This window comes from Aeromonas enteropelogenes, from assembly GCF_000819845.1.
GTDB classification, from domain to species: Bacteria; Pseudomonadota; Gammaproteobacteria; order Enterobacterales; family Aeromonadaceae; genus Aeromonas; species Aeromonas enteropelogenes.
This window is the reverse complement of the sequence record NZ_CDCG01000037.1, coordinates 116,357-128,830: the sequence shown is the minus strand read 5'-3', so window position 1 is coordinate 128,830 and position 12,474 is coordinate 116,357. Positions and strand designations below refer to the sequence as shown.

General features: G+C 59.4%; 25 protein-coding genes. All 25 read left to right on the top strand.

Features of this window, described 5'->3' with window-relative positions; genetic code table 11:
• The first annotated feature begins 6 nt into the window (after positions 1–6).
• The 25 genes from BN1123_RS13390 to BN1123_RS13275 all read left to right on the top strand — a co-directional run bounded on the left by BN1123_RS13390 (position 7) and on the right by BN1123_RS13275 (position 12,473).
• Positions 7–708 carry a phage antirepressor KilAC domain-containing protein gene (locus tag BN1123_RS13390; RefSeq protein WP_042027540.1) on the top strand — a complete coding sequence of 234 codons (702 nt, stop codon included), beginning with the start codon at positions 7–9 and terminating at the stop codon, positions 706–708.
• A 41-nt stretch (positions 709–749) separates the two neighbouring features.
• Positions 750–1,139 carry a hypothetical protein gene (locus BN1123_RS13385; RefSeq protein ID WP_042027539.1) on the top strand — a complete coding sequence of 130 codons (390 nt, stop codon included), beginning with the start codon at positions 750–752 and terminating at the stop codon, positions 1,137–1,139.
• A gap of 10 nt (positions 1,140–1,149) precedes the next feature.
• A complete protein-coding gene (locus tag BN1123_RS13380; RefSeq protein ID WP_224212350.1) occupies positions 1,150–1,362 on the top strand; it encodes a hypothetical protein in 213 nt (70 codons plus the stop codon).
• A 50-nt stretch (positions 1,363–1,412) separates the two neighbouring features.
• The gene (locus tag BN1123_RS21700; RefSeq protein WP_197064514.1) at positions 1,413–1,565 is read left to right on the top strand and encodes a hypothetical protein; all 153 of its coding nucleotides are present in this window, start codon (positions 1,413–1,415) and stop codon (positions 1,563–1,565) included.
• The gene (locus BN1123_RS13375; protein ID WP_042027537.1) at positions 1,562–2,824 is read left to right on the top strand and encodes a phosphoadenosine phosphosulfate reductase domain-containing protein; all 1,263 of its coding nucleotides are present in this window, start codon (positions 1,562–1,564) and stop codon (positions 2,822–2,824) included. The genes BN1123_RS21700 and BN1123_RS13375 overlap by 4 nt, the downstream gene beginning before the upstream one ends.
• 9 nt (positions 2,825–2,833) lie before the next feature.
• Complete coding sequence (locus BN1123_RS13370) at positions 2,834–3,817, top strand: replication protein (protein ID WP_082037541.1); 984 nt, start codon at positions 2,834–2,836, stop codon at positions 3,815–3,817.
• Positions 3,817–4,488, top strand: a complete 672-nt coding sequence (locus tag BN1123_RS13365) for a replication protein P (RefSeq protein WP_042027536.1) — start codon at positions 3,817–3,819, stop codon at positions 4,486–4,488. The genes BN1123_RS13370 and BN1123_RS13365 overlap by 1 nt, the downstream gene beginning before the upstream one ends.
• Positions 4,475–4,777 carry a hypothetical protein gene (locus tag BN1123_RS13360; protein WP_042027535.1) on the top strand — a complete coding sequence of 101 codons (303 nt, stop codon included), beginning with the start codon at positions 4,475–4,477 and terminating at the stop codon, positions 4,775–4,777. The genes BN1123_RS13365 and BN1123_RS13360 overlap by 14 nt, the downstream gene beginning before the upstream one ends.
• Positions 4,778–4,863: 86 nt before the next feature.
• On the top strand, positions 4,864–5,160 hold the full coding sequence (locus BN1123_RS13355; protein ID WP_042027534.1) for a hypothetical protein: 297 nt from the start codon (positions 4,864–4,866) through the stop codon (positions 5,158–5,160).
• Positions 5,157–5,342: a hypothetical protein gene (locus BN1123_RS13350; RefSeq protein WP_042027533.1), complete on the top strand. Its 186-nt coding sequence runs from the start codon at positions 5,157–5,159 to the stop codon at positions 5,340–5,342. Before BN1123_RS13355 ends, BN1123_RS13350 begins: the two co-directional genes overlap by 4 nt.
• A 2-nt stretch (positions 5,343–5,344) precedes the next feature.
• Positions 5,345–5,788, top strand: coding sequence for a recombination protein NinB (locus BN1123_RS13345; RefSeq protein ID WP_042027532.1), 444 nt, complete (start codon positions 5,345–5,347; stop codon positions 5,786–5,788).
• Positions 5,785–6,318: an NUMOD4 motif-containing HNH endonuclease gene (locus BN1123_RS13340; protein ID WP_042027530.1), complete on the top strand. Its 534-nt coding sequence runs from the start codon at positions 5,785–5,787 to the stop codon at positions 6,316–6,318. Before BN1123_RS13345 ends, BN1123_RS13340 begins: the two co-directional genes overlap by 4 nt.
• Positions 6,270–6,632 (top strand): Ref family recombination enhancement nuclease, encoded by a 363-nt coding sequence (locus tag BN1123_RS13335; RefSeq protein ID WP_326938640.1) that lies wholly within the window; start codon positions 6,270–6,272, stop codon positions 6,630–6,632. The genes BN1123_RS13340 and BN1123_RS13335 overlap by 49 nt, the downstream gene beginning before the upstream one ends.
• Positions 6,629–6,868 (top strand): hypothetical protein, encoded by a 240-nt coding sequence (locus BN1123_RS13330; RefSeq protein ID WP_042027526.1) that lies wholly within the window; start codon positions 6,629–6,631, stop codon positions 6,866–6,868. The genes BN1123_RS13335 and BN1123_RS13330 overlap by 4 nt, the downstream gene beginning before the upstream one ends.
• Positions 6,865–7,287: a hypothetical protein gene (locus tag BN1123_RS13325; protein ID WP_042027524.1), complete on the top strand. Its 423-nt coding sequence runs from the start codon at positions 6,865–6,867 to the stop codon at positions 7,285–7,287. Before BN1123_RS13330 ends, BN1123_RS13325 begins: the two co-directional genes overlap by 4 nt.
• Positions 7,284–7,895, top strand: coding sequence for a DnaJ-like cysteine-rich domain-containing protein (locus tag BN1123_RS13320; RefSeq protein WP_042027523.1), 612 nt, complete (start codon positions 7,284–7,286; stop codon positions 7,893–7,895). The genes BN1123_RS13325 and BN1123_RS13320 overlap by 4 nt, the downstream gene beginning before the upstream one ends.
• Positions 7,892–8,272, top strand: a complete 381-nt coding sequence (locus tag BN1123_RS13315) for a hypothetical protein (RefSeq protein ID WP_042027522.1) — start codon at positions 7,892–7,894, stop codon at positions 8,270–8,272. The genes BN1123_RS13320 and BN1123_RS13315 overlap by 4 nt, the downstream gene beginning before the upstream one ends.
• Positions 8,273–8,357: 85 nt before the next feature.
• A complete protein-coding gene (locus BN1123_RS13310; RefSeq protein WP_042027521.1) occupies positions 8,358–8,552 on the top strand; it encodes a DUF3283 family protein in 195 nt (64 codons plus the stop codon).
• A 21-nt stretch (positions 8,553–8,573) separates the two neighbouring features.
• The gene (locus tag BN1123_RS13305; RefSeq protein WP_042027519.1) at positions 8,574–8,798 is read left to right on the top strand and encodes a hypothetical protein; all 225 of its coding nucleotides are present in this window, start codon (positions 8,574–8,576) and stop codon (positions 8,796–8,798) included.
• A gap of 144 nt (positions 8,799–8,942) precedes the next feature.
• On the top strand, positions 8,943–9,254 hold the full coding sequence (locus tag BN1123_RS20980) for a phage holin family protein (RefSeq protein ID WP_042027517.1): 312 nt from the start codon (positions 8,943–8,945) through the stop codon (positions 9,252–9,254).
• Positions 9,254–9,802 (top strand): glycoside hydrolase family 108 protein, encoded by a 549-nt coding sequence (locus tag BN1123_RS13295; RefSeq protein WP_042027515.1) that lies wholly within the window; start codon positions 9,254–9,256, stop codon positions 9,800–9,802. The genes BN1123_RS20980 and BN1123_RS13295 overlap by 1 nt, the downstream gene beginning before the upstream one ends.
• A gap of 7 nt (positions 9,803–9,809) precedes the next feature.
• A complete protein-coding gene (locus BN1123_RS13290) occupies positions 9,810–10,034 on the top strand; it encodes a hypothetical protein (protein WP_042027513.1) in 225 nt (74 codons plus the stop codon).
• A complete protein-coding gene (locus BN1123_RS13285; RefSeq protein WP_042027512.1) occupies positions 10,031–10,213 on the top strand; it encodes a hypothetical protein in 183 nt (60 codons plus the stop codon). Before BN1123_RS13290 ends, BN1123_RS13285 begins: the two co-directional genes overlap by 4 nt.
• Before the next feature lie 126 nt (positions 10,214–10,339).
• Positions 10,340–10,930: a hypothetical protein gene (locus BN1123_RS13280; protein ID WP_042027511.1), complete on the top strand. Its 591-nt coding sequence runs from the start codon at positions 10,340–10,342 to the stop codon at positions 10,928–10,930.
• The gene (locus tag BN1123_RS13275; protein WP_042027509.1) at positions 10,920–12,473 is read left to right on the top strand and encodes a hypothetical protein; all 1,554 of its coding nucleotides are present in this window, start codon (positions 10,920–10,922) and stop codon (positions 12,471–12,473) included. Before BN1123_RS13280 ends, BN1123_RS13275 begins: the two co-directional genes overlap by 11 nt.
• Position 12,474 lies beyond the last annotated feature (1 nt).

Sequence of the window (12,474 nt, the reverse complement as noted above, 5' to 3'; positions counted from 1 at the left end):
AAGACCATGACCAATCTGAGCCTTATCAACAACAACGACCAGACCATGAGCAGCGTAGAGATCGCTGAACTGACAGGAAAGCGGCATGACAACGTGCTGGCCGATATCCGTAAAATGCTGGTCGAAATTCAATCTCCTGAAAAAGCAGGCGATTACAAAGACGGTAGAGGCCGCACCCAGCCTTGCCTGTTGCTGACCAAGGAGGAAAGCCTCTGCCTGGTTGCTGGCTACAGTGCCGCCCTGCGCATGGCGATCATCAAGCGCTGGCAGGAGCTGGAATCCCAGCAGGGGCCGCAGATCCCGCAGACCTATGCCGCCGCGCTGCTTGAGGCCGGCCGCCTTGCGCTGGAAGTGGAGCAGAAAAACCATCTGCTGGCGGTTCAGGCTCCCAAGGTGGCGTTTGCCGATCGCGTTGCCGGTGATGACAAGGGCGTCAACATAGGCAATTACGCCCGCGCCGTCGGTCTCGGCCAGAACGTGCTGTTCAAGGCGTTGCGCGATCATCGCATCCTGATGAGCGGCGGGAACCGGCACAACCTGCCGTTTCAGGACTACATCGAGCGTGGATACTTCACCGTCAAGGAGGGCACCCGCACCCACAACGATGAGACCGTCCCTACCTTCACGCCCATGGTGACAGGAAAAGGCCAGCAGTGGCTGACCCGACGCCTGATCGACCTTGGCTATTTGAAGCCCATCGCCGCCTGACCACCGGCCCGCTTTCCTATCCAACACAGAGGACCAACCCCATGGGAAGACTTGCCCAGCCAGACCATGAAAATATGAGCACCGTTTCTCCACTTCGCGTCCGCGGAAACCCCGCACAGCGCCAGGTATGGAAGGAAGTCGGCGCCGAGTGTGGCATGACTGAAACCGCATTTGCCCGCACCTCGCTGCTGATCCTGCTCCAGGCCATATCTCAGCATGAGCCCGGCATCTTGGCGAGGGCCGTCAAACGGGCCAATCGGAGCTTGCTCGAGCAGGGATTTCCGCCCGTGACTGTCGAGGAGATCCTGGAAGGTTCCGGCCTGCCTGAGCGCGGCCTGCTGCAGTTCAGCCAGGAAGACGAGGCCGTCTACAACGAGGAGCGCCCACTGCGCCCCCTGCAAAAACTCATCAACTTCGTCCTCGGGAGGTAACCCCATGACCATGCAATTACGTCCGCCGCGCCCGGCATCCCAGCACGTCAGCGATCGCGACAACATCATCCTGAAGTCGGTCATGCACGAGCTGGCCCTAGCCCTCGACGAGCCGCTGATTTCGACTGCGCATGCCGCCGGTACCGACCGGCAGGCCCTGCGCCTGGCCCGCGAGCTTGAGGCTCGCACCCTTGAACGCGCCGAGAACCAGCCTAGCGCATAACCACCATTCGCCTGCCTCACCACCAGGCTTACTGAATCAGGACCTGACCAATGACCAATCCGACCCTGGCCCATGGGGGCCATTCCTTGCCGCATGATCTCGACCATTGCCCGCTGTGCGGCAGTGAGCTGCAGTCCGGCACCAATGACCGCGCCTACGAGTGCCCCGCCTGTGAGTACACCGAGCAGGAGGTTGCAGCATGAACGCAATGAGCCCAGCCCTTCACATCAGCGACATCGCCGCCAAAATCGCCGAAGTCTTGAAGGCATACCGCGGTTACTGCGCAGAGTTCGGCATTGACGATGGCCACCAGGTCATCGTCAACAACTCCGGCGGCAAGGATAGCGGCGCCACCGAGTTGCTGGCCCGCGCCATCTTCGGCGACAACTATCGCTCGGTAGCGGCCGACACCGGCAACGAGCACCCGATCACTCTGCAGCATCTGAAAACCCTGCATCTGCAACGGGGAGGTGATCCTGTCGAGATTGTCTCGGCAGACTACCCACAGGAGCTGTTCGACAAGCGCCGTGAAAAGATTGCCAAAGCTTGGCAGCGCAAGCAGACGGTGATGGCTGGTGCCTATAGAGGCATCGTCATGCCTTCGCTGGCGCGCGCCGATACGGCGTTTGCTGAGTTGTGGCGAAATCGTGCCCAGGCGCTCGGTTGGGGTGAGTTCGACACCCCGCTTGATGCGGCCTTGTCGGCACTGCAACGCTCCGGAAATCCGTTCCTGGATATGGCGCTGATCCACGGAGGATTCCCCCTTGGTCGCCAGCGATTCTGCACCGACGAGCTGAAAATTCAGGTGGTGTTCGACACGGTACTCTCCCCCCTGCTGGACGCCGGTACGGATGTTGTTCAGTGGTCTGGCGTTCGGGCTGATGAGTCAGAAAAACGGGCCACCTACGACCGATTTTCAGAGGACAAGCGCGACAGCAACGGCCACCTGTTCAACTTCTTGCCGATCCATCAGTGGTCAGCCGCCGATGTGTTCGCACTCTATCGCTATTTTGGCATCAAGCCGAATCCCCTCTATTCCCAGGGGATGGAGCGCGTTGGGTGCATGCCCTGCATTCTGGCGGCCAAGCCCGAGCTGGCAGAGATCGCCGCCCGTTGGCCAGAAGAGATTGAGCGGGTGGCCAAGTGGGAGCAGCAGGTCGCCATGGTGTCGCGCTGGATCCACTGGATGATGGTTGGCCACGTTGACCGCCGCCAATTCAAGTCGTTCGGCGACAAGGCCAAGCTGGGGGTTAACTCCCGTCTGCTACATCGTGCTTTCGTGGTGGATGTCGAGGCTTACAAGGGAACTTGCATGCTCGGTCCCCGTGGCAACGTCATCGGTGGATCCATCTATGACGCCGTCGAGTGGTCACGCACCGGTCGAGGTGGCAAAACCTATGACCTGGTCACCAAAGCGATCGACGTCGAGGTGTGCAGTTCCAAATATGGCCTTTGTGGGTAAGGGGTAGGCATGAGCACCGTTCTTAAATTCCCGGGGCCCAGCGCCCCACATAACCCCCCTCAGAAGGAGGCCCGCGTGGTCGCAGATCTTGATGATGGGTTTACCCGTGTCGCCAATGAGCTGTTGGATGCACTGATGCGCACCAAAATGAGCGGCACGCAGAGTCAGGTGGTAATGGCTGTGATTCGTCAAACCTATGGCTACCGTAAGGCGAAGGATCGCGTTCACACCGGTTACCTGGCCGAGCTGACAGGTCTTCATAGCAACCGCATCAAGGATGCAGTGGTGGAGTTGGAGAAGCGCAACATCCTGAAGATTGAGCGGGGGAGTGGCATCTTCTTCATGGTGGCGGTAAACAAGGTCATTTCTGAATGGATTTCGGACAAAATTGAGTCCAGAGACGCCGCACGGAAATCCGTGAAAGCATCACGGAAATCCGTGAATAAAATCACGGAAATCCGAGATTCGAATCACGGAAATCCGTCCACAACAAAAGAAAACTACAAAAGAAAGGAACAGATAAAGATCTCTTCGTCGAAGAACGCTGAAGCGCTCTCCGACACCGAAGGCAATGAGTCGGTTTCTTCACCCGCTGAGAAAACCCGACCCGATGCCGCCATCCAGACCCCGAGTGGGAAATTCTGGGGGACCCAGGATGACCTGACCGCAGCCGAGTTCATTCACGGCAAGGTCTTGGTGGTGAACCCGACTGCCAAGGCCCCCAACTGGGCGCAGTGGGCGAACGACATCCGCCTGATGCGCACCCAGCTTGGGTACACCCATCACGAAATCTGCTCGCTGTTCAAGTGGGCCAACCTCGACCCGTTCTGGTCAGCCAACGTGCTGTGCCCCAAGACCCTGCGCAAGCAGTGGGACAAGCTCACCGCCAAGCGTGCCGGGGTGGTGCGCCAGCCGGCGCGCGGGGACGAGTGGGATCTGACCAAGACAATGACCGCCGACAAGCTCAACCAGCTGATCCAGGAGGGGTACTGATGACCATGAAACCGTTGAGCGAGGTCCTTGCCAGCATGCCGAGCGAGCTGCCGACCGTGCCGGTTCGCCCGGTGGCTGCGGTGGTCACCGAGCAGGATACCCAGGTGGTCGCCAGGCTGTTCGAGCAGCTCAAGGTGATCTTTCCTGCTTGGCAGCGGGCTTTCCCCAATCCCGAGATGCAGGCCAGGGCGTTGCGAGAGTGGACCGTGGCGCTGGTCGAGGCCAACTGCACCAGCCGTGATCAGCTGAGCCAGGGAATGCGCACTGCACGCAGCCAGGGTGGAGAGTGGTTTCCGAGCACCAGCAGGTTTATCCGGTGGTGCCAGATCACGCCGGAATCGCTGGGGCTGCCGACGCTGGATACTGCACTGGTCGAGGTACGCACCCGCCGGTTTACCCATCCCGCAGTGGAGCTGGCGGCCAAAGCGACGAGCTGGGAGCGCCAGACGTTGAGCCTTGACGCCTACCGCCCGGTGTTCGAGCAGGCCTACGCGCAGTTGCTGCGCCGTGTTGTCGCCGGGGAGGACCTGGGGGCCCAGGTGCGCAAGGGGTTGCCGTCGCGGGAGCAGATCCAGCACAGCCCTGAGTTTTACCAGCAGACCGGCCAGCGGGGGGTGGAAAGCCTCAAGGCGCTGTTCAAGCGGGGAGGGCTGTCCGATGTTCAATCCTGATGTGATCGCCGCGGTCGTGGCCGCGAAGTTCTGCCGGGTGGTGATCTATCCCGCCGTGCGGGGCTGGTGCGGGGAGCGGGTGCAGCTCGAGGTGGCCGACGAGATCGCCGTGCTGGGGAACACCGATTGCCAGCGCGGGGCAGGGCATTGGCTGGTACTCGATACGACGCCTGAGCAAGTGGCGGAGGAGGCTGAACGGCTGAGAGGCGCGCCAGTGCTGGTGTCGCGGGGTGGTGTTGCAAATGGAGCTGTGGATAACTCTGGAGGTGCGGCCCTTGCAAACCCGTGACAGGGGGTATATCGCGCCGTAACATGATGACTGAGCACGAAAGTCGGACATAGACCACCCGGCTGTTTGACCAAAGGACCCAGACTATGACCACCAAATCGAATACCCGAGATCTATCCGTTGCGACTCAGATGGGGCGAGTGATAGCCATCATGCGCGACGGCAAAGCCCGCACCCTGCGCGACATCGAGCGCGAGTGCTGGAGCCGCTTCGGCCAAGCCGACACCCAAGCAGCCATCAGCGCCCGTCTGCGCGAAGTCTGCTGCCACGGCTGGGTGAAGCACGCCAACCACCAGAACATCGACGGCAAGCAGGTTTGGCACTACCACCTCTCTCCGTTCCCCACTGCGGAAGCCGTTGCGGCTAAGGCGGTGGCAGCATGAAGATTCCACAATCCGTACTGGTCGCAGCCATCACTCAAGTTGGTCGCTATTTCCAACCGCTTCCGCCAGCCCTGTTTTTTAATCCGAGCAGCTCATACTGCATCACAAACCCGCGCAATGACTGGGCCGCCAAACGCCAACGTGCCGCCGCCAAGCGCCGCAACAAAGCCAAGCGGGGGTGAGGATGAGCCAATATCCAAAGCACTTTCTGCGCAGTCCTGAAATCCGCACCCGCGCCTGCCAGCTGGTAGCAAGCCTGCCGGTTGACCAGGACAAGCCGCTTGTCATCGAAATCAAGGAGATGACCCGGACCCTGGCCCAGAACGCTCTGTTTTGGGCGGTAATGACCGACATCGCCGAGCAGGTCAACTGGCACGGCCGCAAGCTCTCCAAGGAGGACTGGAAGCACGTTCTCTCCGCCGCCCTGTACCAGCAGGACGTGGTGCCGAACATCGACGGCAATGGCTTCGTGGTGCTGGGTAAGTCCACTTCCAAGATGACCGTGCGCGAGATGCGCGATCTCATTGAGCTGGCCCAATCCTTCGGCGCCCAGCAGGGCGTGAAGTTCGGGGATGAATCTCGCCGCGGCTTTGACTGGGTGGCGGCATACGGGAGGGCGGCGGCATGAGCGGGCATGAAGAGGGCTGGGTGGCGGCCAGAGGATGGGAAGGTTTGTATGAAGTGTCCAACCTTGGAGGAGTTCGCTCAATACCAAGGCTTGGGATCACAGCATTTGGAAAAAGAATGTATGGGGGGTCTCTGGTAACTCCTTTTGTACACAAGAGAACTGGGTACCTCTGTGTGAACTTAACCAAAAAAGGAAAGCGAAAGCAGGAGTTGCTGCATCGCTTGGTTATTGAGAGCTTTCTGGGTGATTGCCCCAAGGGTATGGAGTGCTGCCACAACGACGGAGATCGCACCAACCCGGCTTTGAAGAATCTAAGGTGGGACACCAGAAAGGGAAATCACGCGGATAAGAAGAATCACGGAACTCATCAGGAAGGTGAGAAAAACCCATTTAGAAAATTAACTGACGAGGCGGTTAGAGAAATAAGGGCATCAGACGCCTCGCTTGATGTTCTCGCGGAAAAGTTTGGCGTGTCAGTTGGGTGCGTAAGCAAAGTCAGGTATTTCTCCAACTGGAGGCATGTGGTGTGAGTAAGAACAAAGCTGATAAACGCTGGCTTGATGATGTTGCATCACTGTGTTGCGTGGTTTGTAGAAACATGGGGTTGGGTAGCACACCAAGTGAAATTCATCATGTGCGCTCTGGGTCTGGCATGGCCCAGCGCGCCGAGCACACCAGAGTGCTGCCGCTGTGCCCCCGGCACCACCGCGCTTGCTACCCCACCGGATTCCACGCCGCTCCGCGCACCTGGCAGCAGGAGCACGGCAGCGAGGAGTCTCTGCTCGAACAGGTAGCCCGGGAAGTGGCTGATCTGCGCAAGAACACCATCGGGAGGGTGGCATGAGTGACAAGGTTGTCAGCCTGTCAGCGGTTAAGAAGGAGAGCGGTGCCAACGTGATCTCCACTCTTGAGGATATGCTGGAGAGCGCCAGGCGCGGTGAGGTGGTCAACTGCCTTATCGTTACCGTAAATGGTGATGGAACCTGCACCAGGGCAGTAGCCAATGGGCATCAGCCCTTTACCCTGCTTGGCCAACTTGAGGATGCCAAGGTCAGCTTCATGGAGACCTACCTCGAATGATCCACCTCTCCGCTATCGATGCCGGCCGCCTGCTCAGCAATAACCCGAAAGCCAAGGCCGTCGTGAACAAGGTCAAGAAGGCGCAGCAGGTGGATGCCCTGCGCCAGCGAGTGCTGGCCCAGCTTGTCGGCTTCCCTGACCCAGCCACCGAGCTGGTATTCCACCCCAAGCGCAAGTGGCGACTCGATTACGCCTGGCCGACACGCATGATCGCCGTCGAGATCCACGGCGGGATCCACTCCGGTGGTCGCCACACCCGCGGCAAGGGGTTTGTGGAGGACCGAGCCAAGATGAACGAGGCCGCCCTGCTGGGGTGGACCGTCATCGAGGCAACGCCAGAGCATATTCAATCAGGCCAGCTGCGCGCTTGGCTGCTTACCGCTTTCAATCAGGACCAAGACCAGAGGACCAACCCATGAGCATGGAATTACTTATCAAGCTGCACGGCCCCAAGGCTGTATCTATTGAGGCAGAATCGCAGCGCGCCGGCCGATCGCCGGATAGTGTAGGTCGCGAGGAAGTGCTGGCAGCCCTGGCTCACGCTGAGCGTCTGTACCCTGTCGGAGTGAAGGTGATCCGCGCCCGCCACCTAGGGGATGGTATCGCCCTGCGCCAGCTGGTCACCAGTTACCCGATCAGCGCGGTGATGAGTGCCGCCGAACTGAATGGCGACAGCGATCGACTGCTGCGCCTCTACAAACGCCACCATCCCTATGGCCGCCGTGAAGCGAAGCGTGCCAGGGAGCTGGAGCTGCTGGGGGATCACGATAACGCCGCTCGGGTGCGGGCGCTTATCGTCTCCCGCTGTGAGCGTGACACCCAGGGTGGGCGCTGCCCGGCATGCTCCGGTACCGGGGAGCTCACCAAGCCGAAGCCGCACACCTGCCCGCACTGCCACGCCGGGTATATCGCAGCCCCGGCACTGACCACCGATGCAGAGCGCAACGCCGCCCAAGAGCTGCAGTATTGCTACTCCGATGCGGTTCGGGCATTCCATCAGTACCTGGATAAGGCCAAGGCGGCATGAATACATGGATTGAGAGCAATGCTTGTTCGTTGGTACCATTCAGCAATCACAGATTTAATTGGGGTCGCGAGATGGACGATGCATACAAATTCGAAATGAACTTCGCAAAAGACTCGATTAATGAAATGGCAAACCAAATTGCCGTTTATGCTCGCCAATCAATCGACGAGGCCGTCATTAAACACCTTTTCGTGCGCGGAGTTTCCGTTGATGAGATCCCACAACTGGTTAAGGATGGTCGCCTGGAGCGAACCATAATAAACAGCACTGGTGATGAGATTTACTCACTCGACGGTGAGGTGATATTCACCCACTACGGCCGCAGAGATGTAAGTTACTGTGGAAATGAGGTCAAGCTCACCACCTACTACCGGTGACGAGCATCCCGGATTAGGCGCCCATGTGGCGCCTTTTTCTTTTCCTCTCCGCCGGGTGGGGTATCATCGGCAGCGGGAGGGCACCATGAGCCACAACCTATGCAGTTTGACACCCGAGCAACAAGAGCGGGTGGAGGTAGAAAAGGCGGCCGCCTATGCGGTCTGGAAAGAACGGAACCCGGATATCAAGACACCCGCAGAGAGTGAGGTCAGCAACTACCAGGGGGGGATGCAGGCATTCTTCCTCCAGCAGGTGGAACGGTACCGGAAGATGAAATAAGCACAAATACGGGAGTGCGTGATGAATAACGAAGAGAAGTTGGTTAAAACCTTACTGATGGGTGCTCATGACGGACGCTCTGATGTAAGGGCCGCGGCGCTTGTAGCTATCGGTGAAAGCGGGATGATTGATGAAGACCGATTCATTAAAGCCCTTGAAGATGGCGCAGAGGTTGGCAACTCGGTGGTGAAGGCAGCGGCTTATACTGGTATGGGGCTGATGCTCAAAAGCGCCAACCGTCAATAACCCGTCGCCTGCCAATATCTGCGATTGCTTGCTATTTGCGGGCGCGTGGCACAAAATCTATCCATCATAGCCGGACTCTTTTTGAGCCCGGCTTTTTTGTATCTGGCCCGCCACTGTGCGGGCTTTGTCGTTTCTGGAGGGACGATGACGCCTGACAAGGACCCGCAGAACTACAGCGTGCTTGCCTACCTTGCGTTTGGCGGGCTCAGCGTATGGGGAGGGCTTGTGACCTACATACAGACAGTCAAACGTGAGGGAAGGCAATTCAGATGGGTTGAGGCGCTGCTGCAGGTTGTTGTGTCCGGGTTTGCCGGCATGCTGACCATGCTGCTCTGCTGGTACTTCTCTGCCCCTCTACCGTTGTGCGGCTTTATGGCTGGCATGTCTGGATACATGGGGTCCAAGGCTCTCGATTTGTACGAGCGCCGGGCTACCGGCTGGATGGGGAGAGGTTGATGAGCATCCGTTTACAGGTTATTGACGAGGTGATCCAGCGCGAGGGCGGTGACAAGTTCACTGACCGTGCAGAGGATCGCGGCGGCCCTACTCGCTGGGGGGTGACTCAGGCCACTGCTCGCCAGTTCGGCTATACCGGCAACATGCGCGACTACCCCAAGGAGGAGGCGGTCAAGGTCTACACCTCCTACTGGAACCAGCTGCGCCTATCAACCATCGAGGTGTTCGATGCTGACCTTGCCACCTACCTCTTTGACTACGGGGTCAACTCAGGCCCAGGGCGAGCGGCTACCGACCTGCAGCGATTGCTGAATGTGCTGAACGATCGACAAAAACTCTATCCAGACGTGAAAGCAGACGGGGCCATCGGGCCCCGTTCTCTTTCTGCGCTGGAGGCGTACATCAAGGCGCGCGGCGCCGGTGGCAAGCGCCTGCTGGCCGAGTCGGTGAACGCCCTTCGAATTGCCCACTGCATCACCCTGGCTGAGCGTCAGGAGTCGCAGGAGGCCAATGCCTACGGCTGGCTGAGCCGGATTTGTAACCTGTGAGGTAGACATGGAGAACGTGATTGATATTGCCGTCCACTGGTTTTTCATCCTGATGGCGGTTGTTGGCGCTGCATCGCTGATTGTGCAGGGTCTGGCCCAGATCGCTGCCGTAACCCCGTCAACTCGGGATGACGAGATCATCGGCAAGGTGCAGGGCTTCCTGACCTGGCTGGCCAAGATCCTGGACAAGGTGGCGCTGAACCTGCCGGCAGACAAGGCGCGAAGGCCGTGAACGCCTTCTTGAAGTTGTTGGATCTGCTCGCTGACGAGCTGATGCGGCTGCTCCGCATTCAGCAAGCCAGAGAGATACAGGAGGAACACGATGCGAACCATGCTGACCCGCAAGGGCGCTTTGCCGATCGCTTTGGCGCTGCTTCTGACGGGGTGCGCAACGAGCAGCATAAACCCTAACTGCCCGCCACCTGCACCACAACTGAACTGGAACCCCGCCGCTGATGGCGGGGTTTCTCTTTCTGGTGAGTCTACGGCTCGCCTGCTCGATTACATCGACGCACTGGAGCGCTGTACCAGATAGCCATGACCGACAACAAAGAGAAGAAGCCGCCAACCAAGCGGCCGCCGCGCCGCACTGCCGGCAAGGTGACTGACGCGCTCAACCCAGAGCGTGACCACCGCAAGAAAACAGACAAGCCGCGCGCCACCAAAGTGGCCCAGCCTGCCCAACGACATGGGGTGTACGCCAAGTTCTTTCCCGATGAGGTGATCGAGGATGCGGTGAAGGCCAACCTGTCCGACGAGCTGGTCGCCATGCGTTGCGGATTCCGCAATGGGGTACTGACGCTCGGCCGCATCGCCAAGGATTTGGAGCTGCCAGAGGACGAGCTGGACATTGAGCAGCGGATGTCTCTCTACAAGCTCTACAACTCCACCACCCGGGCGATGGATAACGTGCTCGGTCGCATCGTGCAGCTCGAAAAAACCATCGTCGAGATCCCGTACATCGTCGAGAGCACCAACCACAAGCGGGTTCAGTCCGAAAAGGACAAGGCGCTGACCGACAAGGCCCGTATCGAGTACGAACTGCTGCGCAAGGGCAAGAATACCGGCGTGCAGGTGCTGTGGAACCTGGGCTTCCTGAATAAGGACGAGGGCAGCGATGGAGATTAGGACCATCACCTACAAGCCCAGCCCGACCTTTGAGGCTATCCACCGGGATCGGCCCATGATCGCCGCGGTGCGTGGACCGGTCGGTTCCGGCAAGTCCGTGGGTTGCGTGATGTTCATGCTGGATGTCTCCATCAACCAGGAGCCCAACGCAGACGGCGTGAGAAAGACTCGCTGGGTTTGCATCCGCAATACCTACGGCGAGCTCAAGGCCACGGTCATCAAGACCTTTCAGGACTGGATCCCGGAAGAGGTGTGCCCCATCAAGTTCGACGCCCCGATCGTCGGCATGATGCGGATCCCGCACCCTGACGGCCAGACCATTATCGAGGCGGAGTTCTTCTTCCTGTCGATGGATAGGCCCAAGGACATCCGCAAGATGCTGTCGTTAGAGATGACTGGCGTCTGGATTAACGAGGCCCAGTTCCTCGACCTGAACATTGTGAACGAGGCGGCATCCCGGGCGGTGCAAGCCCGTTACCCATCCGGCAAGGACGGCGGCCCTACGTGGTGCGGACTCATCATGGATACCAACAGCCCGGATGAGGATCACTGGTGGCACACCTTCGAGTTCGGACAGGATGACGACGGCAACTCCCTCAAGCCGGTTGGCTGGAGCTTCTACGAGCAGCCAGGGGCACTGGTAGAGGTATCACCCGGGGCGCCCATTTCGCCAGACCTGCAGGCGCTTATCGATGCGGGCTATTTCCGTGACTATCTGGGGCGCCGGTTCGTGGCCAACCCCAAGGCGGAGAACGTCAAGAACAACAAGAAGGGGTATGACGCTTGGTTTGACCAGCTTGGCGGCAAGACCCTGAACTGGGTGCGCTCACGCATCTGCAACCGTTTTGCCACCGTGGCCACCGGCAAGCCGGTCTTTATCGACCACTTCAACCGGGATCTGCACGTCGCCAAGGACAAGCTCAGCCCCATCAAGTCGCTGCCGATCGTTATCGGTATGGACTTCGGGCTTACCCCGGCCGCCATCATCGGCCAGATCACCGCCTTCGGGCAGTTGCGCATTCTGGATGAGGTGGTGGCCACCGGCATGGGGATCGAGCGCTTCATTGATGAGCAACTGTCGCCGCTGCTTTCCAGCCGCTATCCCAACATGGAGTTCACCATCTGGGGTGACCCGGCAGGGGTAGGGCGCAGTCAGGCAGACGAAACCACCTGCTTCGAGGTGCTGGGCGAGAAGGGGATGCCAGCAGAGCCTGCCCACACCAACAACCTGATGGCACGCCTTGAGGGGGTTCGGTGGTGGATGTCTCGCTTGGTCGGTAAGGGCCAGCCAGCACTGCTTATCAGCCCGCACTGCCGGGTCATCATCAAGGCTTACGAGACTGGATACCAGTACAAGCAGCTCAACGTGGCCGGCGCCACCAAGTTCACCGAGCAGCCAGACAAGAACCAATATTCCCACCCTGCTGACGCATCCCAGTACCTGTGCTTAGGCGCCATGCCGGAGCGGGACCGCAAGCAGACCATCAACAGCAACGCCACCAGGGCAGCGCAGCGCGCCGCCGACTCTGTAACAGGATACTGAC